This is a genomic window from Zhouia amylolytica (assembly GCF_900116365.1).
Lineage (GTDB): Bacteria > Bacteroidota > Bacteroidia > Flavobacteriales > Flavobacteriaceae > Zhouia > Zhouia amylolytica.
In genome coordinates, this window is sequence record NZ_FPAG01000006.1 from 217,933 (window position 1) to 238,681 (window position 20,749).

Annotated in this window: 22 protein-coding genes; 16 read left to right on the forward strand and 6 right to left on the reverse strand. The window is 36.0% G+C overall.

The annotated features are described in order from the left end of the window. Positions 1 to 6: 6 nt before the first annotated feature. The 14 genes from rpsK (at position 7) to BM361_RS11360 (ending at position 12,139) form a co-directional block, all read left to right on the forward strand. On the forward strand, positions 7 to 399 hold the full coding sequence (rpsK, locus tag BM361_RS11295) for a 30S ribosomal protein S11 (RefSeq protein WP_038260844.1): 393 nt from the start codon (positions 7 to 9) through the stop codon (positions 397 to 399). Positions 400 to 488: 89 nt separating this feature from the next. After that, positions 489 to 1,094: a 30S ribosomal protein S4 gene (gene rpsD, locus BM361_RS11300; RefSeq protein WP_038260847.1), complete on the forward strand. Its 606-nt coding sequence runs from the start codon at positions 489 to 491 to the stop codon at positions 1,092 to 1,094. A gap of 21 nt (positions 1,095 to 1,115) precedes the next feature. Beyond that, positions 1,116 to 2,108 carry a DNA-directed RNA polymerase subunit alpha gene (locus BM361_RS11305; RefSeq protein WP_038260850.1) on the forward strand — a complete coding sequence of 331 codons (993 nt, stop codon included), beginning with the start codon at positions 1,116 to 1,118 and terminating at the stop codon, positions 2,106 to 2,108. 65 nt (positions 2,109 to 2,173) lie between these two features. After that, the gene (gene rplQ, locus BM361_RS11310; protein WP_038260853.1) at positions 2,174 to 2,680 is read left to right on the forward strand and encodes a 50S ribosomal protein L17; all 507 of its coding nucleotides are present in this window, start codon (positions 2,174 to 2,176) and stop codon (positions 2,678 to 2,680) included. A gap of 96 nt (positions 2,681 to 2,776) precedes the next feature. Continuing rightward, the gene (carA, locus tag BM361_RS11315) at positions 2,777 to 3,898 is read left to right on the forward strand and encodes a glutamine-hydrolyzing carbamoyl-phosphate synthase small subunit (protein WP_074978893.1); all 1,122 of its coding nucleotides are present in this window, start codon (positions 2,777 to 2,779) and stop codon (positions 3,896 to 3,898) included. Further along, on the forward strand, positions 3,895 to 5,184 hold the full coding sequence (gene eno / locus BM361_RS11320) for a phosphopyruvate hydratase (protein WP_038260858.1): 1,290 nt from the start codon (positions 3,895 to 3,897) through the stop codon (positions 5,182 to 5,184). Before carA ends, eno begins: the two co-directional genes overlap by 4 nt. A 151-nt stretch (positions 5,185 to 5,335) precedes the next feature. After that, positions 5,336 to 6,619 (forward strand): citrate synthase, encoded by a 1,284-nt coding sequence (locus BM361_RS11325; protein ID WP_038260860.1) that lies wholly within the window; start codon positions 5,336 to 5,338, stop codon positions 6,617 to 6,619. An 80-nt stretch (positions 6,620 to 6,699) separates the two neighbouring features. Continuing rightward, entirely contained in the window at positions 6,700 to 7,614 is a 915-nt protein-coding gene (locus BM361_RS11330) for a dimethylarginine dimethylaminohydrolase family protein (RefSeq protein ID WP_074978895.1), read from the forward strand. Then, the gene (ctlX, locus tag BM361_RS11335; protein ID WP_074978896.1) at positions 7,614 to 8,552 is read left to right on the forward strand and encodes a citrulline utilization hydrolase CtlX; all 939 of its coding nucleotides are present in this window, start codon (positions 7,614 to 7,616) and stop codon (positions 8,550 to 8,552) included. The genes BM361_RS11330 and ctlX overlap by 1 nt, the downstream gene beginning before the upstream one ends. A 38-nt stretch (positions 8,553 to 8,590) precedes the next feature. Continuing rightward, on the forward strand, positions 8,591 to 9,004 hold the full coding sequence (locus BM361_RS11340) for an RrF2 family transcriptional regulator (RefSeq protein WP_038260868.1): 414 nt from the start codon (positions 8,591 to 8,593) through the stop codon (positions 9,002 to 9,004). 77 nt (positions 9,005 to 9,081) lie between these two features. Next, positions 9,082 to 9,360 carry a DUF2061 domain-containing protein gene (locus tag BM361_RS11345; RefSeq protein ID WP_083425932.1) on the forward strand — a complete coding sequence of 93 codons (279 nt, stop codon included), beginning with the start codon at positions 9,082 to 9,084 and terminating at the stop codon, positions 9,358 to 9,360. A gap of 4 nt (positions 9,361 to 9,364) precedes the next feature. Next, on the forward strand, positions 9,365 to 9,988 hold the full coding sequence (locus BM361_RS11350; protein WP_074978897.1) for a phosphoadenosine phosphosulfate reductase domain-containing protein: 624 nt from the start codon (positions 9,365 to 9,367) through the stop codon (positions 9,986 to 9,988). A gap of 7 nt (positions 9,989 to 9,995) precedes the next feature. Beyond that, positions 9,996 to 10,895 carry a sulfate adenylyltransferase subunit CysD gene (gene cysD / locus BM361_RS11355; RefSeq protein WP_074978899.1) on the forward strand — a complete coding sequence of 300 codons (900 nt, stop codon included), beginning with the start codon at positions 9,996 to 9,998 and terminating at the stop codon, positions 10,893 to 10,895. Next, the gene (locus BM361_RS11360) at positions 10,895 to 12,139 is read left to right on the forward strand and encodes a sulfate adenylyltransferase subunit 1 (protein WP_074978901.1); all 1,245 of its coding nucleotides are present in this window, start codon (positions 10,895 to 10,897) and stop codon (positions 12,137 to 12,139) included. Before cysD ends, BM361_RS11360 begins: the two co-directional genes overlap by 1 nt. Before the next feature lie 59 nt (positions 12,140 to 12,198). Here the strand turns inward: BM361_RS11360 and BM361_RS11365 are convergent, their stop codons facing one another. Continuing rightward, positions 12,199 to 12,825: a MarC family protein gene (locus tag BM361_RS11365; RefSeq protein WP_074978903.1), complete on the reverse strand. Its 627-nt coding sequence runs from the start codon at positions 12,823 to 12,825 to the stop codon at positions 12,199 to 12,201. Between the two features lie 95 nt (positions 12,826 to 12,920). Further along, positions 12,921 to 13,349 (reverse strand): hypothetical protein, encoded by a 429-nt coding sequence (locus BM361_RS11370; protein ID WP_038260884.1) that lies wholly within the window; start codon positions 13,347 to 13,349, stop codon positions 12,921 to 12,923. Positions 13,350 to 13,493: 144 nt separating this feature from the next. On the opposite strand from BM361_RS11370, the gene argS reads away from it, so the two are divergent. Next, entirely contained in the window at positions 13,494 to 15,266 is a 1,773-nt protein-coding gene (argS, locus tag BM361_RS11375) for an arginine--tRNA ligase (protein WP_074978904.1), read from the forward strand. Positions 15,267 to 15,333: 67 nt separating this feature from the next. Here argS and BM361_RS11380 read toward each other — a convergent pair whose 3' ends face one another. The 4 genes from BM361_RS11380 to BM361_RS11395 form a co-directional block, all read right to left on the reverse strand. Then, the gene (locus BM361_RS11380) at positions 15,334 to 15,678 is read right to left on the reverse strand and encodes a DUF6686 family protein (RefSeq protein ID WP_074978906.1); all 345 of its coding nucleotides are present in this window, start codon (positions 15,676 to 15,678) and stop codon (positions 15,334 to 15,336) included. A 93-nt stretch (positions 15,679 to 15,771) separates the two neighbouring features. After that, positions 15,772 to 18,333: a TonB-dependent receptor gene (locus BM361_RS11385; RefSeq protein WP_074978907.1), complete on the reverse strand. Its 2,562-nt coding sequence runs from the start codon at positions 18,331 to 18,333 to the stop codon at positions 15,772 to 15,774. After that, on the reverse strand, positions 18,323 to 19,237 hold the full coding sequence (locus BM361_RS11390; RefSeq protein WP_074978909.1) for a FecR family protein: 915 nt from the start codon (positions 19,235 to 19,237) through the stop codon (positions 18,323 to 18,325). Before BM361_RS11390 ends, BM361_RS11385 begins: the two co-directional genes overlap by 11 nt. A gap of 78 nt (positions 19,238 to 19,315) precedes the next feature. Further along, a complete protein-coding gene (locus BM361_RS11395) occupies positions 19,316 to 19,831 on the reverse strand; it encodes an RNA polymerase sigma factor (protein ID WP_074978911.1) in 516 nt (171 codons plus the stop codon). A gap of 98 nt (positions 19,832 to 19,929) precedes the next feature. Between BM361_RS11395 and BM361_RS11400 the strand changes: the two genes are divergently transcribed. Continuing rightward, positions 19,930 to 20,643 (forward strand): hypothetical protein, encoded by a 714-nt coding sequence (locus BM361_RS11400; RefSeq protein ID WP_074978912.1) that lies wholly within the window; start codon positions 19,930 to 19,932, stop codon positions 20,641 to 20,643. Positions 20,644 to 20,749: the final 106 nt, after the last annotated feature.

Consider the following 20,749-nt stretch of genomic DNA (forward strand, 5'->3'; position numbering starts at 1 on the left):
AATAATATGGCAAAGTCAAATACAAAAGCTGCTAAAAAGCGCAATGTTGTAGTAGAAGCTGTTGGAGAAGCACATATCTCAGCAACTTTTAACAATATCATTATCTCTTTAACTAATAAAAAAGGAGATGTGATTTCATGGTCTTCAGCAGGTAAAATGGGATTCAGAGGTTCTAAAAAGAACACTCCTTATGCTGCTCAGGTAGCTGCAGAAGATGCTGCAAAAGTTGCTCAGGAAGCAGGTCTTAGAAAAGTTAAGGTTTACGTTAAAGGTCCTGGTTCAGGTAGAGAGTCTGCGATCAGAACTATCCACAATGCTGGAGTTGAAGTAACAGAAATTATTGATGTTACTCCACTACCGCATAACGGATGTCGTCCACCAAAAAGAAGAAGAGTTTAATTTATTTATTTTAAATTAGAGGATTTTAATATAGGATTATCGAAGGATTGCCTTAATTCATAATCAAAATTCTCATAAACCAATAAGAAATGGCAAGATACACAGGACCAAAAACTAAAATAGCTCGTAAATTCGGAGAAGCTATATTTGGTGATGATAAATCTTTTGAAAAAAGAAATTATCCTCCGGGGCAACACGGAAACTCTAGACGTAGAGGTAAAAAATCTGAATATGCTATTCAGTTAATGGAGAAGCAGAAGGCTAAGTATACTTATGGTATCTTAGAGCGTCAGTTTAGAAACATTTACAAAAAAGCAAACAGTAGTAAAGGTGTTACCGGTGAGGTATTACTACAGTTGTGTGAATCTCGTTTAGACAATGTTGTATATAGAATGGGAATTGCCCCTTCTAGAAGAGCAGCACGTCAATTAGTTTCTCACCGTCACGTTACCGTGAATGGTGAAATCGTAAACATTTCATCTTACCAATTAAAGGCAGGTGATGTTGTTGGCGTTAGAGAAAAGTCTAAGTCTTTAGAGGCTATAGAGAATTCATTGGCTGCTAACTCAAGCGTATATGAGTGGATTACTTGGAATAATGAGAAGAAAGAAGGGACGTTTGTAGCGGTACCGGAGCGTATTCAAATTCCGGAAAACATCAAAGAACAATTAATCGTCGAGTTATACTCTAAATAATAATTAGACAGCAGTCGTACTATGGCAATACTAAATTTTCAAAAGCCCGACAAAGTAATAATGATCGATTCAACCGATTTCGAAGGGAAGTTCGAATTCAGACCTTTGGAACCTGGTTATGGATTGACAGTGGGCAACGCACTACGAAGAGTTCTATTGTCCTCACTAGAGGGTTTTGCAATTACATCAGTAAGAATGGACAATGTAGAACACGAGTTCTCAACCATTGATGGTGTAGTTGAAGACGTTACAGAGATCATCTTGAACCTAAAACAAGTTCGTTTTAAGCGTCAAATAGATGATATCGATAACGAAACAGTATCAATTTCTGTAACAGGCAAAGAACAAATTACTGCTGGAGATTTCCAAAAGTTTATTTCAGGTTTCCAGGTATTAAATCCAGATCTAGTAATCTGTAACCTTGATGCTAAAGTAAACATCAATATGGAGATTACTATTGAAAAGGGTAGAGGGTATGTGCCAGCGGAAGAGAACAAGAAGGCAAATGCGCCTCTTGGAACTATTTTTACTGATGCTATCTATACTCCGATCAAAAACGTTAAGTATAGTATTGAGAACTATCGTGTAGAACAAAAGACAGACTACGAAAAATTAGTTTTCGAAATTGTTTCTGACGGTTCTATACATCCAAAAGATGCCTTAACAGAAGCTGCTAAAATCTTAATTCACCACTTCATGTTATTCTCTGACGAGCGTATCACTTTAGAAGCGGATGAAATTGCACAAACTGAAACATATGATGAGGAATCTCTTCACATGCGTCAGTTGCTTAAGACGAAATTAGTAGATCTTGATCTTTCAGTACGTGCTTTAAACTGTTTAAAAGCTGCAGAAGTAGATACGTTGGGCGATTTGGTTGCGTTTAATAAGAACGACTTAATGAAATTCAGAAACTTTGGTAAAAAGTCTTTAACCGAATTAGAGGAACTTGTGAACAACAAGGGGCTTAGTTTCGGAATGGATTTAGCAAAGTATAAATTAGATAAAGACTAACACCTGCATAGTTTGCGCTCCGTATTAAGCGGATTGAAGCAAGATGAAGGTTAAACGAAAATGTCATGAGACACGGAAAGAAATTTAATCACTTAGGTAGAAAGACTGCTCACAGAAGAGCAATGCTTGCTAATATGGCTAGCTCACTAATAGAGCACAAGCGCATTAACACTACCTTGGCTAAAGCTAAAGCCTTAAAGGTTTTTGTTGAGCCGTTGGTTACTAAGGCAAAACCTAGTAACAACACTGAAACTGATAAGAGAAATCATAACATGCGAATTGCTTTTAGTTATCTAAGAGATAAGCAGGCGGTTAATGAGCTTTTTAAAGAAGTTGGTGTGAAGGTTGGTGATCGTCCAGGAGGATATACCAGAATTATTAAGTTAGGTAATCGTTTGGGAGATAACGCTGATATGGCCATGATCGAGTTTGTAGATTTCAACGATACTTACACAGCTGAAAAAGTTGCTAAGAAATCTACGAGACGTGGTAGAAGCAAGAAGGCTAAGTCTGAGGTTGAAGAAGCTCCGGCACAGGAGAATACTGAAACTAAAGAAACTTCACAAGAATAATGATTAATGTGAACAATCATATTAAAAGGGTAAACGTTTTCGTTTATCCTTTTTTTTTATATTATTTTTGCTAAACTTTTAAACACAATTTGTTAAATGAAGTACCAAGAAAAGAGAAAAGCATTAATTCTTTTAGAAGACGGTACCATTTTTTATGGTAAAGCTGTAGGTGATAAACAAAGCACTGCATTTGGAGAGGTATGTTTTAATACCGGAATGACAGGTTATCAGGAGATTTTTACTGATCCATCTTATTTTGGACAGCTCATGGTGACTACTAACGCGCATATCGGTAATTATGGCGTGTATGAAGAAGATATGGAGTCTGACTCCGTTAAGATAGCTGGATTGATTTGTAAAAATTTCAGTTATGTGCCATCTCGTGCTTTAGCGGATGATTCCCTGGAAAACTTTTTGAATAAGAATAACCTCTTTGCTATTTCTGATGTAGATACAAGAGCGTTGGTTAGTTATATCAGGGATAACGGTGCGATGAATGCCGTAATTTCAACAGAGGTTGATGATATTGAAGGTTTAAAAGCGAAGCTTGCTAAAGTGCCTAGTATGAAAGGACTTGAGTTGGCATCAAGAGTGTCAACCAAAGAACCTTATTTTTATGGGGATGAGAACGCAACGTATAAGATAGCAGCAGTAGATTTTGGAATTAAAACAAATATACTTAGGAATCTTGCTAAAAGAGATTGCTATATAAAAGTTTATCCATACAATGCTACTCTGGAAGATTTGAAATCATGGAATCCTGATGGTTATTTCTTTTCAAATGGACCTGGAGATCCGGAACCTTTAGCATCGGCTATTCAATTGGCAAAGGATATCTTAGAGGAAAATGTACCTTTCTTCGGTATTTGTCTGGGACATCAGATATTATCTTTATCTCAGGGAATTTCTACCTTTAAAATGCATCATGGGCATAGAGGTATAAATCACCCTGTTATTAATCATACTACCGGGAACGGTGAAATTACTTCACAGAACCATGGTTTTGCAATAAGCAGAGAAGATGCTGAGGCTAATCCTGATATTGAAATAACTCACACTCATTTGAATGATGATACTGTGATGGGTATTAAAATAAAAGGAAAGAATGCTTTTTCTGTACAATATCACCCGGAAGCTGGGCCAGGACCTAATGATGCCACCTATTTATTCGACCAATTCATAGATAATATAAAACACCAAAAATTAGAAACAGTATGAGTATAATTATAAACGTGCATGCACGTCAAATACTAGATTCAAGAGGAAATCCAACAGTAGAGGTAGATGTAGTAACTGAGAACGGAATATTAGGAAGAGCTGCTGTTCCTTCGGGAGCGTCTACAGGAGAACACGAAGCGGTGGAACTTAGAGATGGAGGTGATGCCTATATGGGTAAAGGTGTTTCACAAGCTGTTAAAAATGTAAATGAAGATATTGCTGAGGAACTAGTTGGAATGTCGGTTTTTGAACAAAACTTGATTGACCAAACTATGATAGCTTTAGATGGTACGCCGAATAAATCAAAACTTGGAGCAAATGCCATTTTAGGAGTTTCACTTGCCGTAGCTAAAGCTGCAGCAAACGAGTTAGGAATGCCTTTATATCGCTATGTTGGAGGGGTAAGCGCTAATACATTACCTGTGCCAATGATGAACATTATTAACGGTGGTTCACATTCAGATGCACCGATAGCTTTTCAGGAATTTATGGTAATGCCTGTTAAAGCCGAAAGCTTTACGCATGCAATGCAAATGGGTACTGAGATTTTTCACAACCTTAAGAAGGTGCTTCACGATAGAAATTTAAGTACTGCAGTAGGAGATGAAGGAGGTTTTGCTCCGACATTAGACGGTACTGAGGATGCCCTTGATACGATAACAAAGGCTGTTGAAAAGGCAGGTTATAAGATGGGTGACGAAGTAATGATTGCTCTCGATTGTGCCTCTGCGGAGTTTTATGTAGATGGTAAGTATGATTATACCAAGTTCGAGGGTGATAAGGGAGCTGTGAGAACATCTGAAGAACAAGCTCAGTATTTAGCTGATTTATGTGCTAAGTATCCCATTATCTCTATTGAAGATGGAATGGACGAAAATGACTGGGATGGATGGAAAGCCTTAACCGAAAAGATTGGAGATAAAGTTCAGTTGGTTGGAGATGATTTGTTTGTAACTAATGTGGAGCGTTTGTCTAAAGGTGTTGAAAACGGAATTGCAAACTCTATCCTTATCAAGGTAAACCAAATCGGGACCTTAACAGAAACTATTGCTGCTGTTAACATGGCTAAAAATGCTGGTTATACTTCAGTAATGTCTCACCGTTCAGGAGAAACAGAAGATAATACCATTGCAGATTTAGCAGTTGCCCTGAATACGGGTCAGATTAAAACCGGTTCAGCATCACGTAGTGATCGTATGGCAAAGTACAATCAATTATTGCGCATTGAGGAGGAACTAGGTTCTGTAGCTTATTATCCAAAAGATAAAGCTTTCAAAGTAAATTAATTGAATGTTTTAGATATTAAAAGAGCGGGTGTTGTAAAAGCATCCGCTTTTTTTATGGTGTTATAAGGAATAGTAATGAACTTAACCCAATATTAACACATAATTTTGTAAATTCGCAACACTTACAAAAAATTAAAATTCAACTTAACATATGTCAGACACAGCTACTTTAGAGTATGATGGAAAAAAATATGAATTCCCTGTAGTTAAAGGTACTGAAAACGAATTAGCAATTGACATTAAGTCGTTGCGTGCGCAATCAGGTATCATTACGATAGATCCTGGTTACAAGAACACTGGTTCTTGCGAAAGTGCGATTACCTATCTCGATGGTGAGGAGGGAATATTGCGCTATAGAGGTTACTCTATTGAAGATCTTGCTGAAAAGGCAGATTTCTTAGAGGTTTGTTATTTATTGATTTTTGGAGAACTTCCAAACAAAGAGCAATTACATAAGTTTCACGAAGATATCAAGGCACAGTCAATTGTTGCTGAGGATATGAAGAAGATCCTCGATGGTTTTCCTCAGTCTGCGCACCCGATGGGTGTGTTATCGTCATTAACAAGTGCATTGGTTGCTTTTAATGCGTCTTCTGTAAACGTGTCTTCTGAAGAGGAGATGTACAAAGCTATTGTGAAAATATTAGCCAAGTTTCCTGTATTGGTAGCTTGGGCTCACCGTAAAAAAGAAGGTTTACCATTAGAATATGGTGATGATTCACTTGGTTATGTTGAGAACATCGTGAAAATGATGTTTAAAAAGCCTAACAAGGAGTACAAAAAGAATCCAATTGTAATTAATGCTTTGGATAAGCTATTAATATTGCATGCCGATCATGAGCAAAACTGTTCAACTTCGACTGTACGAATTGTTGGATCTTCACATGCTGGATTATTCGCTTCTCTATCTGCTGGAATTTCTGCCCTTTGGGGACCTCTTCATGGTGGTGCCAATCAGGCGGTGATTGAAATGCTTGAAGGTATTAAAAATGATGGGGGAGATACTAAAAAGTATATGGCTAAGGCTAAAGATAAGAATGATCCTTTCAGATTAATGGGCTTTGGGCATAGAGTTTATAAGAATTTTGACCCTAGAGCAAGAATTATCAAAAAGGCTGCAGATGAAGTATTAGGTGACTTAGGAGTGGAAGATCCGGTTCTTGATATTGCAAAAGGTTTGGAAAAAGAAGCTTTAGAAGATCAATATTTTGTAGACAGAAAACTTTATCCGAATGTGGATTTTTATTCAGGAATTATCTATAGAGCCCTTGGAATACCTACGGAAATGTTTACAGTAATGTTTGCATTGGGTCGTTTACCTGGATGGATTGCTCAATGGAGAGAAATGAGATTGAGAAAGGAGCCAATTGGAAGACCACGTCAGGTGTATATAGGTGAAAATCTAAGACCTTTTTTAGACATAGATAAGCGTTAATTATCTAACGAAATATTCATAAAAAAAGCTTCATTTAACAATGGAGCTTTTTTTATATTTGCTCAAACACTAAAAACTATATGTTGAAACTTAATGTAAAAGACGAAACATCGAGGCTTCGTGCAGTTGTTTTGGGCACTGCTAAGAATAATGGTCCAATCCCTACCATTGAGGAAGCGTACGATCCGAAATCTGTTGAACATATTTTAGCAGGAACCTATCCTAAGGAAGAAGATATGATCAAAGAAATGGATGCGTTCGCTGCTGTGTTCGAAAAATATGACGTTAAAGTTTTTAGACCTGAAGTTATTGCGAATTGTAATCAGATTTTCTCCAGAGATATAGCTTTTGTTATCGATGACGTATTTATTAAATCAAATATATTGCCTGATCGCGAAAAAGAGCTCGAGGCTATTCAGTATGTGATAGATCAGATAGCACCGTCTAAAGTTGTAAAACCACCAAAGGAAGTTCATATTGAAGGAGGTGATGTGATGTTATGGGGCGATTTCATTTTTGTTGGTACTTATAAAGGTGAAGATTATCCTGATCATATTACTGCAAGGACTAATATGAATGGAGTAGCCTTTTTAAAGGAGTTGTTTCCTCATAAAACGGTTAAGGAGTTTGATTTGGTCAAGTCCAAAACAGAGGCCAGAGATAATGCTTTGCATCTGGATTGTTGCTTTCAGCCTGTAGGCAATGATAAGGGGATAGTTTATAAAGGAGGATTCAGAAATATTGAAGATTATAATTACCTGGTTGACTTGTTTGGAGAAAATAATTTGTTCCATATCACCCGGGATGAGATGTATTACATGAATAGCAATGTTTTTTCAATTGATAAAGATATTGTGGTTTCAGAACGAAATTTTACACGATTGAATACGTGGCTTAAAGCTCAGGACTTTATTGTGGAAGCAATACCATATGCAGAAATTGCCAAGCAGGAGGGATTACTTCGATGTTCAACTTTACCATTAATCAGAGACTAATGAAAACGCAAATTACCAATACTATTCTAATGATTCGTCCGGTTAATTTCCGAATGAACGAACAAACAGCGGTTAATAATTATTTTCAAACAACGATAGATTTGCAAAATAATGCCATTAATCGCAAAGCCACGGAGGAGTTTGACGTTTTTGTAGAGAAACTCAGAGAGGTGGGGGTCAATGTTATTGTGATAGAAGATACCACAGAGCCAAATACTCCAGATTCTATATTTCCAAATAACTGGATTTCTTTTCATCAGGAGGGAACAGTTGCAGTTTATCCAATGTTTGCTGAAAACAGAAGATTCGAACGTAGAGAAGATGTTTTAGAAAAAATTGAGGAGAATGGTTTTGTTATAGATAATGTTGTGGATTATACGAGTGCTGAGGAGGAAGGAGTTTTTCTTGAGGGTACAGGTAGTTTAATTCTGGATAGGGTAAATAGGAAGGCATATTGCGCTTTATCACCACGTGCTGATGAAGAATTGGTTATTGAATTCTGCGAGGACTTTGAATATACTCCTGTAATTTTTACCGCAAATCAAACAGTGAATGGTAAGCGGCTGCCTATCTATCATACAAATGTTATGATGGCTATCGGAGACACTTTTGCAGTTATTTGTCTTGATACAATTGACGATAAAAAAGAACGAAAAAATGTTGCAAAACATCTTTCGGAAGATGGGAAAGAAATTATTTCAATCACAGAAGCACAAATGCAGCAATTCGCTGGAAACATGTTACAGGTTAAAGGGAACGATGACAGATCTTATTTGGTGATGAGTGAGGCTGCCTATAAATCTTTAACCCCTAATCAGATTTCAAAAATAGAAGCTCATAGTAATATACTATATAGTTCTTTACATACGATAGAAACATGTGGAGGTGGAAGTGCCCGATGTATGATGGCAGAGGTGTTTTTACCAAAAAAAAATTAGTATATTGGCAGAACTAATTAATGTTATACAGATAATTAATGCTTTCCAAGAAAACTAAATACGGACTTAAGGCGCTTACTTATATGGCAAAAAAGGGTGATGGAAAAACACCTATTCTTATTGCTGAAATAGCGGAGCAGGAAAATATTTCTAAAAAGTTTCTTGAGATGATACTCCTACAACTGAAAAACACCGGATTTCTTGGTTCCAAGAAAGGAAAGGGTGGAGGTTATTATTTGCTAAAAGAGCCAAAGGATATTACAGTGGCCGCTTTGATGAGGGTATTAGAGGGACCAATTGCAATGTTGCCATGCGTAAGTTTAAATTTTTACGAGAAATGTGATGATTGTAAAACTGAAGAAGAATGTTCCTTAAACCGCGTTATGGTTGAGGTTAGGGACAATACATTGCGGGTGTTGGAAAATAAAACTTTAGCAGATTTAACAAATTAATAAAAAAAATTTATTCCTTTAGTCTACTAATTCGATAGAGTATTAGTATATTTGACCCCTGATTAGTTAGTTATATTATGATTACAGAGATAATTAGATCGTACAAAACGGGTGCCGGTAAGGACCAGGAAGAATTACAGTCGCCTAAAATAGTTGTTAAGGGATCCAACCATAAGATATCTGTTTTGAAAACAATATCGTGGCGGATTATAGGTACTATCGATACCATGATTATCTCCTATATCTTAACTGGTAATTTCACTGTTGCTCTGGGAATCGGAGGTATTGAAGTTGTTTCGAAAATGATCTTGTATTATTTACATGAAAGAGCCTGGAACAAGATAACAAAAGAATAGATATATGGATATTCAAAAAATAAATTTAGAGTTAAGAGATAAATCGCCGTCAGAAATAGTTGCATGGGCTATCAATTTCGCTCAAAAGCCGGTGGTTACTACTAATTTTAGACCGTATGAGGCGGCAATATTACATGTTGTTTCGAGAGTTAAGCCTGACATTGATGTTGTTTGGTGCGATACCGGTTATAATACGCCTCAGACTTACAAGCATGCAGAACGGATAATTCAGCAATTGAAATTGAATATTGATTTATATGTGCCCAAACAAACTGCGGCCTACAGAGATGCCATTTTTGGTATCCCTGATGTTGACTCACCTTTGCATCAGGTTTTTACGGAGCAGGTAAAACTTGAGCCTTTTCAGAGAGCAATGAATCATCACAAACCCGATGTTTGGTTTACCAATTTACGTAAAGGACAAACGGCACTTAGAGACTCCTTGGATATTGTCTCTCAGGGATCAGATGGTATGTTGAAGGTAAGCCCTTTTTACCATTGGTCAGATGAACAATTAGATGTTTATATGGAGGAACATCAATTAGAGAATGAATTTAAATACTTTGACCCAACCAAAGTACATGCAAATAGAGAATGTGGGTTACATGTAACAACAACTAAAAATTAGATTGCTTATGTCGGTACAGAAACATTTACAGACGTTAGAGGAAGAAAGTATATATATAATCAGAGAAGTAGCCGCTCAGTTTCAAAAGCCGGTGTTATTGTTTTCTGGTGGAAAAGATTCCATAACGATGGCGCATTTAGCCAAAAAGGCCTTTTATCCGGCTAAAATTCCGTTCCCTTTTTTACATATTGATACAGGTCATAATTTTCCTGAAACCATTGAGTTTCGCGATAAATTAATGGATGAGCTTGGTGTTGAGTTAATCGTTCGTTATGTCCAGGATTCAATTGATCAAAATAAAGTGAAGGAGGAAACAGGTAAATATGCCAGCCGTAATTCTTTACAGACTGTGACATTGCTGGATGCCATAGAAGAGCTGGGATATGATGCATGTTTGGGTGGAGCACGAAGGGATGAAGAAAAGAGCAGAGCGAAGGAAAGAATCTTTTCGGTACGCGACGACTTCGGACAGTGGGATGCAAAAATGCAACGTCCGGAATTATTTCAAATTTTGAATGGTAAAATAAACTTTGGAGAAAATGTAAGAGCATTTCCGATTAGTAACTGGACCGAAGAAGATGTTTGGAATTATATTGAGCGTGAGGAATTAGAATTGCCTAGTATATATTTTGCTCACGAGCGAAAAATGGTTAAGCGAGATGGATCTTATCTGGCGCATTCATCGTATTTAAACCTGGTTGAGTCTGATGAAATTGTTGATAAAATAGTCAGATTCAGAACAGTAGGAGATATGACTTGTACAGCAGCAGTTCCATCAACAGCAGATACTATTGAATCTGTGATTAGAGAAAACAAGGCCTCTAAGAGTAGTGAAAGAGGTGCGAGAATAGACGATAAGAGAAGCGAATCAGCTTTAGAATTAAGAAAGAAAGGAGGGTATTTTTAATGGATTTACTAAGAATAAGTACGGCAGGTAGTGTAGATGATGGTAAGAGTACCCTTATTGGGCGTTTACTTTATGACAACAATGCACTTACAAAAGAGCAGGAAGAATTAATTGAAAAGAAAACCGCTGAGAAGGGTTTGCAGGATCTTGATTTTTCAGTTATAACGGATGGTTTGATAGCAGAGCGCGAACAGGGTATTACCATTGATGTTGCTCATATTTATTTCTCTACTCAAGATAGAAAGTTTATCATTGCTGATAGTCCCGGTCATGTTGAGTATACCAGAAATATGGTTACCGGTGCTTCTAATGCTGAAGCCTCTATAATTTTGATTGATGCCAGAAAGGGATTGTTGGAACAGAGCTACAGACACTATTTTATAAGTCAGCTATTGAGATTGCATACTGTTGTTTTCTGTGTGAATAAAATGGATTTAGTTAACTATGATGAAGATGTATTCTTGAAGATTGCAGCTGAGGTAAAGCAAATGACTGCACAGTTTGAGCATAGCACTCCTGAAATTCAGATTATCCCTATTAGTTCGTTAAAAGGTGATAATGTCGTTTTCCCTTCTGGAGAAACATCTTGGTACCAGGGACCAACATTGAATGAAGTACTTCATGAAATTTCTTCGAAAAAAGAGGATGAAAAACCATTTAGGTTTGAGGTTCAGAATGTTTTGCATGTTCAAAATGAAGAATTTGTAGATTTTCGAGGTTATGCGGGTAAAGTTGCAAGTGGTTCCATTAAGAAAGGAGATGAAGTTGTCGTTTTGCCTTCCGGAAATAAATCTACTGTAAAGGAGATTCGGAAATATGATCGAACATTTGATGAAGCCAATGCAGGGGAGTCAATTGTTTTAAGTCTGAATGATGATATTGATGCCAGTAGAGGTACCGTGTTTTCCCTTCCTGATGAAGCACCTTCGAGCGATAAGACTTTAGACGCCACCCTGGTTTGGCTCAATGAGCAAAAAGGAGTTTTTGGTGGAAGATATCAGCTGCAGGCAAGTAGTAGAACCGTGCAGGCCAAGTTGCAACAGATTCATTATGTTGTACCTCCGGAGAAGCCATCGCTTAAAGTTGATGCCTCTGAATTGAAGTTAAATGATATTTCAAGAGTGTCATTTAAACTTGCCCAACCATTATTTGTAGATGCTTATGCAAATAATAAGGCAAATGGAGCATTTATTGTCATAGATACACAAACCAATAACACTGTTGCTGTTGGATTTGTTGAATAAATAGAGTAATTATTTATAATTATTTTTTAAAGGGATGTATTGAGGGATGCATCCTTTTTTTATGGAATAAGTTTTAGAATATCAGTTATGGAGGAGGAGATATATTCAATACCAATAGCAATTACAATAAACCCAATAATTCGAGAGACCGCATTGATTCCGGATGCTCCCAACCATTTTACGATAAGATGAGCACCCCTGAGTATTAAAAATACGCAAGCACAAACACTCAGAATCGCCAGCAAAGTGGTGAAAATTTGAATCGTTTGGTTGTACTCCTGATAATAGCTGATCAAGAGTGATATGGAACCGGGTCCTGCTAACATTGGAATTGCCAATGGGGTTAAAGAAATGTCATCTCGATGAAAGGCATCGTCTTTTACCCTACCATCGATACCTTTGTGTTTTGTAAACTTTCCTGTAAGTAGCGCAAAACCTGAGGAGGTAATGATGAGGCCACCTGCTATTCTTAAGGAGTTAAGACTGATGCCGAAAAAGGACAGTAAATATTTTCCAGTAAAAAAAGATAGTATGAGAATAATTAAAGTGTTAATCGCTGTCCAGAGTGCCGTTCTTGAAAGTGCTGATCTGGATTCATCCTGTGTCAATCCAACAAAAATAGGAACGGTGCCGAGTGGATTTATGACTGAAAATAAGGCCGCAAAAATGTATAGAAATAACTCCATGTTTTTTGCGCAAAATTGAAGTGATTTTCAGTTTAAAAGATTAAAATAGTGTTATTAAAAAGTTGTTATTTAAACGAAGTGTTTCTCTTTAATGATTAATTATAATCATCTAAAAAGTGACTCGATAGATCAGATTTTTTATCTAGAATTTTTCTCATGAACTCATGCGTTTCTTTCGTTTTAGCAGCTACTTTTATATGGTAATGATCGCGATGTATAGAATATTCCTGAGCTCTGCCTTTATACAAGGATAATTTGTAATAGGGGATGATTAAAGCATAAGTTTCGAGTAAAGATCTAAATCGAATGATGATTCCTTTTGGTCTGATTTCAATATTACATGTGTTTATATTGTTGTCAAGCGTAAGTAGGTTTCTAATTTGTAAGCTGGAGGAAGTAATAAATAGTTTAGGCGATCCGGTGCCATTCATTTTTAATCGCTCCCATAAATTAAATGGTTTCCCAACTTCATTGTTTATGCGTTCAAATAAGGATTTATCGTTATAAGAGATGTTAACAAGCACAACAGTTTTTATTTTAAATTTATGCTTTTTAGTTCAATTTATAGTTAATCAAATATTAATAAGAAATCGAAATTAGGTTTTAAACGCTAACGATATTTAAAATCATCAATTAAATGTATCTTTGCACCTCTAAATTCCGAAGTAATGAATATCCAGAACATTTTATCATCAAAGGTAAAAGAAGCAGTAAAAAATATTTTTGAGATCGATATAGATGTGGTAGAGTTTCAGCCTACACGTAAAGATTTTGAAGGTGATATTACTTTAGTTGTTTTTCCGTTGTTAAAACATATTAAAGGAAATCCTGTTCAAATCGGTCAAAAGCTGGGAGCCTATTTAGAAGAGCATGTTTCTGAGGTTAGTCGTTTTAATGTTGTAAGCGGATTCTTGAATTTAGTAATCGATGATTCTTTTTATATCGATTTATTTTACGAAATCAATAACCAAACTGATTTTGGATATGTTACAAATACGGCAAATGAAGCCATCATGGTTGAGTATTCTTCTCCAAATACAAATAAACCACTTCACCTTGGGCACATACGTAATAACTTGTTAGGGTATTCTGTAGCGGAAATATTAAAAGCATCGGGTAAAAAGGTTTATAAAACTCAGATTATCAATGACCGGGGTATTCATATTTGTAAGAGTATGTTGGCCTATCTTAAGTTCGGTAATGGAGAAGTACCTTCGGCTGAGTTGAAAGGGGATAAATTGGCAGGAAACTATTATGTGGCCTTTGACAAAGCATACAAGGCAGAAATCGAAGAAATGGTCGCCAATGGTGTAGATAGAAAAGTAGCAGAAAAAGAGGCTCCATTATTACTTGAAGCTCAGGAAATGTTGCGCAAATGGGAGGCCGGTGATGATGAAGTGGTTGCTTTGTGGAAAAAAATGAACGCTTGGGTATATGAAGGTTTTAATGAAACCTACAAGAACTTAGGAGTTGATTTTGATACCTTATATTACGAAAGCGACACCTATCTTTTAGGTAAGGATGTCATCGCTTCAGGATTGGAAAAGGGTGTTTTTTATAAAAAGGAGGATGGTTCCGTTTGGTGTGATCTTTCAGAGGATGGACTTGATGAAAAGTTGGTGTTAAGGGCAGACGGTACGGCTGTATACATGACTCAGGATATAGGTACCGCAATTCAACGTGTAAAAGATTATCCGGATATCTCGGGAATGGTTTATACCGTAGGGAATGAACAGGATTATCATTTTAAAGTGTTGTTTTTAATTCTCCAGAAATTGGGATATTCATGGGCAGCACATTTATACCATCTTAGTTATGGAATGGTCGACCTTCCAAGTGGAAAAATGAAGAGTAGAGAAGGTACTGTTGTTGATGCAGATGACTTGATGTTAGAGATGGCTAATACAGCAGAAGAGATTTCTGAGGAACTTGGAAAACTGGAGGGGCTCACGGAAAATGCAAAGAAGGAATTATATAAAACAATTGGGATGGGTGCGCTTAAGTACTATATTCTTAAAGTTGATCCTAAAAAGCGCATTTTGTTTGACCCTAAAGAGTCGATCGATTTTCAGGGGAATACAGGGCCTTTTATTCAGTATACCTATGCGAGGATTCAATCGATTTTAAGAAAAGCTGATTTTGATTTTTCACAGCAAGCTACCGTTACTACCTTACATGAAAAGGAGAAGGAATTATTAAAGCAAATTCAGTTATTTCCGGAAACTATTCAAAATGCTGCCGACAACTTTAGTCCTGCGGTAATTGCTAACTATACTTATGACTTGGTTAAAGAGTTCAATTCATTCTATCAGAATGTTTCTATACTAGGTTCGGACAAGGAAAGTGATAAGATCTTCAGAGTTCAATTATCTAAAAAAGTTGGTGAGGTAATAGCTTCATCTTTTAGATTGTTAGGAATTAACGTCCCTGAACGTATGTAAAAAAAATGCCGTTGCAACCTTGTTGCAACGGCTGATTTCAAACTAACCACTTAAACAAATACAAGTATTAATTCAGGTATATATTATAATCAATGTCCATTAGTTTTAAAAATGGATGATTATCTTCAGATACTAAATGTTTTAATTCTTTTACTTCTACCTTGTCCAATAATATCAATAAATTTGATTGGATGGTTGGAATGGGAATCCGCTTCGTAAATATTGAATTCTTATATTCCCTTTCCCAAAATTCAGTATCTGTATTCTTTACATATGCACTAAAGCTTTTAAATTCAACCTTGGTGAAATTAAAATTTAGATTATTGAATAATAAATGATAAATATTATTATACGTGCAGTATAGCAATATTCCATTTTTAGTCTGGTTTACTATTTTAAGAGTTTTACACACTTAATTCTGAATTTTCAATTCAAAAGTAATAAATTTATTTAGACTGGTTAAAAATAAAGCGCTAAAAATAGCAAGGTTTAAATAGATTCTTTCCTAGAAATAAATTCTGAAACTAAAATTAGGAGTAGTTCCCAGAGAGACGTAATCGACTTGTTGAATTTTATTGCTTTTTTCGTCTTCAAGACGATAATAGCGGTCTAAAGTATTTTTTTCATTTAGAATGTTTAATAACGAAACTCCAATAGACCCATTTATACTTTCGGAAAAATCAAATTTGTATGTTGCTGAAAAATCAGTTCTTAAATAGTTTGGTAGATTACTGCTATTTGGTTCTTCGTAATTGATGTAATTTCCCGTGTTGCTAACGGTAACTGAATTGTTCTCCCTGGGTTTTGTGTAGGGTTTGCCTGTGCGCCAATTTGCTCCTAAAGCGAATTTTATACTGTTTAAGGTATAGGTGCCTGCAAATGACATTGAGTGTTTAATGTCAAGGTTATTTGGGAACGTAGCAGGAGTAAGGGACTTGAAGGTGTAATTGTTATTATTGTAGGTGTAGCTTAGCCAGGTGCTAAAAGTTTTAGTCTTTTTATTGATCAGGAACTCAATACCATTAACTTTATAACTTCCACTTGTGCGCTGAAATTGATTTTGATTTTGGAACCCCTGGTTCGACGTGGTAATACCATCTACTTTTTTATAAAAACCTTCAATGGCCATGTATAAATTGTCGTGGTTGTAGTTAAAACCAATGGAGGCCTGTTTACTCTGAGTAACGGGCAAGTCTTTATTGTTGGCAAGTATCCACCTGCGTTTTTCAATTCCCAGAAAATCCCTTTGAAAGTCTATGATCTGGTTCGTTACCTGATTCTTCATTTCGCCGAGAATTTCAACCGAAAATTTAGTATTGAGTCGCTGGTTAAAACTTACTCTGGGTTCTAAAATAAATTTTCCAAAACGTTCAATGTAATTTAATCTTCCTCCTAATTTTAAATATGTATTCTTGTTTGCGGACAGGAAGTTCATTTCGGAAAAGAGCGCATGATTTCGGACTACACCTTTAATTTTACTGTAAAAGAAAGGATTGTTAACGTTTTGAATATTTGTGATCCCAACCTCATAGAATTGATACCCGTTTAATAGAGAAATAGAATGACTTGCTTTATATTTTGTCGTTAATTTTCCACCAAGTTCCAGGACCTCGTTGTTTTGAATCAGTCTCTGATCAGTCTCCAGAGCTAAATTAGTTGCATCGAGGTTATAATTGGTATAATAACCACTTATAGTTGTAGAGAATCGCGTATTCCAATAACTTTTCAGGCTACCTCCAAAAGCAAAATTAGTTTGATCCAAAGAACTTTGTTTGGTTTCAGAAGTGTCTTTTTGTGTAAGGGTTTCTTCATAATCAAGGTGATTGTTCATGGCAATAATATTAGCCCTGAACTGATGTTTTTCATTAGGATCATAAAGTATTTTTAAACTTGTATCATAAAAGAAGAAGTCTTCGCTTTGTGTACTGTTTTTAGCAACTTCTTCATTTTCGAAGTTGGTTATTTTAGTGTCTTGGAAAGCCCTGTCGAAAAAGCTGTTGTAGGTAGGTGTTTTAAGCCAGTCGGTGATTGATCTCCTTGCCGAAACCTGAATTCCCAACTTTTCGTTTAGAGGGATGTGTGCATATCCATCGGTACTTATCAGGTTGAACCCGATGCCCCCAAATGCTTCGCCTTTCAATTGATTGAATGTTTCAATATCTATCGTGCCGCTAACACCATCAGTATAGGAGGCTGAGGTGCCATTTTTAATGATAGATACTTTTTCTGTTAAATGTGGGTTGAAAGCAGATATTAAGCCGAAAAAATGGCCGGATTGATACATCTTGATCCCATCCCACAGCAAAAGATTCTGATCGTTAGTACCGCCTCTAATGTTTATGTTTGATACCGTTTCACTGATACTTTCAACTCCCGGTAAGGCTTGTGCTGTTTGTAATACATCTGGGTCCGTTAGGCCAGGTAATATCCCAAAATCTTCGGTGATTATCTCAATACTCCCACTTCTTTGTTTGGAAAGTCCGTTGGTTAAATACTGATAAACCACTACTTCACTAAGTAATTCTGTTCGGTGATCCATATAGATATGTTCACATGAATCTGGTTTTAGGATTATTTTCTTTACTTCTATGAAGTAATTGTTGTAACCCAGAGACTGAATTTTAACGATGCTGTTTCTTGCTATTTTATTCAATCTGAAATAACCTGATTTATTAGAGATCGTCCCTTTTCCGTTAATGGTGACGGAGGCTCCTTCAATTGGTGAATTTGAAAAAGTTTCATATATATAACCACATATGTCTACAGTAGCACTTTTGGTAATTATATAATTGTTGGAATCTATTTGTTTGATCTCTAAATCTGTATTCCTGATTATATAGTTAAGGGATGCTTCTAGTGATGGTTGAGGCTTATATGCAAGAGTGATATTTGCGATAGTTTCATCCGCATAGGAAAAAGACACCTGGTGCGTAGTTTCAATCTCCTTCAAAGTTTTTATTAATGCAACCTGAGCGACTTCTATATCTTGTCCCAATGAAAAAGAAGTAAAAATAAAGGCGGTAAAGTATATGAGTTTCAGGGCAGCCTTCTTAAATTTAGTCTGCATAAATCACAACCGTTTTGTCATCTTTCAGTTTATACTGTAATTGTAACGGGAGGGTTATGGTTTTTAGTGCCTTGTTAATATCATTATGGTTAAACTCTCCGGTAAAATGATAATTAAGGTCAACATTGTTTGCGCTTATAGTCACATTAAATATACGTTCAAACTCTTTCAGAACCATTTGATATGGAATGCTGCTGAACTTGCTTCTGTTTTGTAGCCAATCTGGTTGGTTTGATAATAAATGATCTTCGTTTTCTGTAACTATCCCGTTAATGACCAGGAATGATTTCCCTTTAGTGATTAGTTTGGTGAGGTCGTTGTATTGGACTCTTACGATCCCTTCAAAGCATTTTATTTCATAGAAATTCTCACGATTCTTAACGTTAAATTGCGTTCCAACGACCGAAACAATTCCATCCTTGGTTATGACATCAAATTTTTCCCCATGGGCCACTTCAAAAAAAGCTTCACCATCTAATTTCAATGCTCTTCTCTTGTTCCATTGTTTTTTACTGTATTCAGCTTTTGAGCTTGCATTTAATTTTACAATGGAATGGTCTGGAAGATTAAAAGTTTCCTTCTTACCCTTCTCTGCAATAACAACAGTATTTGATTCATTGAAGAATAAAACCGTGGTTAGAATTACCGCAATGGTAGCGGCTATACCTGCTATGGCCTTCCAGGGTTTAATCTTTTTTATTTTAGGTTGCTTGTTAGTAAGACCAGTCTTCTTTTTTAAGCTTTCTAATTGCACATCTTCATTATATAAGGGAGATTGAAAAAGTGCAGTTTTTGCTATAATTTTTTCATATACCGATAGATCTTCAAGCTGTTTTAATGCTTGAAGTTCATCGGGAGTAATCTCTCCGCTTAACCATTTGGCAAGTAGGTGCTCTTTATTCATTTTGTAATTTCCTCTAAGTCTTTCAGTCTAACTTCTTATTCTATAACAGGTTAAAATTATAATACCCTACTGTAGAAGTCATATATTTTCAATTTCTTTTCTTAAACTAATCAATGCTCCGCTAATTCGCTTTTCAACAGCTTTTACCGAAATATTTAGCATTTCTGCAATCTCTTTGTATTTTTTCCCGTCGATGCGATTTAACAGGAAGGCGGTCCGTTGTGCTTCCGTAAGATTGGCAATGGCGGTTTGTAGTTTCATCATATACTCTTGTTCTTCGAGTATGAATTGTGGTGTTTCATTTGAGGCTTTATTTTTAGGTTGTTTTTCTGCATATTTTAATACAACCTTTTGGTGAGCGACGGTGTTTAAAAATGCATTATTAGCTACGGTATATAAAAATGACTTTGCCTTTTCGAAAGGTACATTTTTACAGTTAGTCCAGAGCTTTATAAAGGCCTCTTGGGTAATATCATTGGCTTCGTTTTCATTCCCGCATTTGTAAAAAATAAAGTTCCGAATGCTTTTACTATAGGTTCTGAATAGCCTGTTAAAATTGTGTTCTTCGCAAACTGAATTGTTTATTTGGGGCATTGAATTACTTTTGGAGGCTAAATTTATTGATTTTTTTTGAACCCTGTGGGAGGTAGGGTTTATTGTTTGTAATATGTTATTATAATAAACAGGAGTTTATGAAAGTTATAAGAAAGATGAGGCGTAATACGATCATAAGTACAGTTTTTACATGCTTAACTTTAGGAACCTTGGTTTCATGCCAGGAAGAAGTGGAAGATATACGTGAAGGGGAAGAGGAAGCTGTTATCACATCAAATTCTTCTTTGGTGCGGTTAATTCAGCGATCTACAGAAAGTAATGGTTATAAGGATGATTTTTTGGATCACTTTAGTTGTGGTTTCGTTTTGCCACCGTTTTCTGTAATCATTAATGGTACATTGATTGATATTCAGGATGAGGACGATTATCAAATTGCATTTGATATTATAAATGAGTTGGGTAACGAGTATGAAGTTGCTTTTAAATTTCCCCTTAAAATCAGAATGAATAATTATGCGGAGATTCAGGTAAATAATCAGTCTCAGTTTGAAGGTTTGATTTCTGAATGTGAGAACAGTAATGAAGGAGACCAGGGAATTCGGTGCTTAGACTTTCAATATCCTGTTACATTTTACACTTTTAATAACAATAGTGAACAAATAGGTAGTATTAGTGTAGGTATGGATGAAGAGATGTATCTTTTTATGGCGGATTTAAATGCAAGCTTTAGTGCGAGTTTTCAGTACCCGATAACTGTAACATTGTCGGAAGGAGATGCCATTCGGGTACACAACAATTCAGAGCTGGAAACTGTTTTGATAGAAGCGAGAGGTAATTGCTCAGAAAATTAAATGGAATTAATTTACCACATATTTAAAGTTATTTCCTATGAATGTCGATTAGGAAGATTTGCTTTCATTTTAATTTGTAAATTTATCGAAATTTAATTCGAGAAGG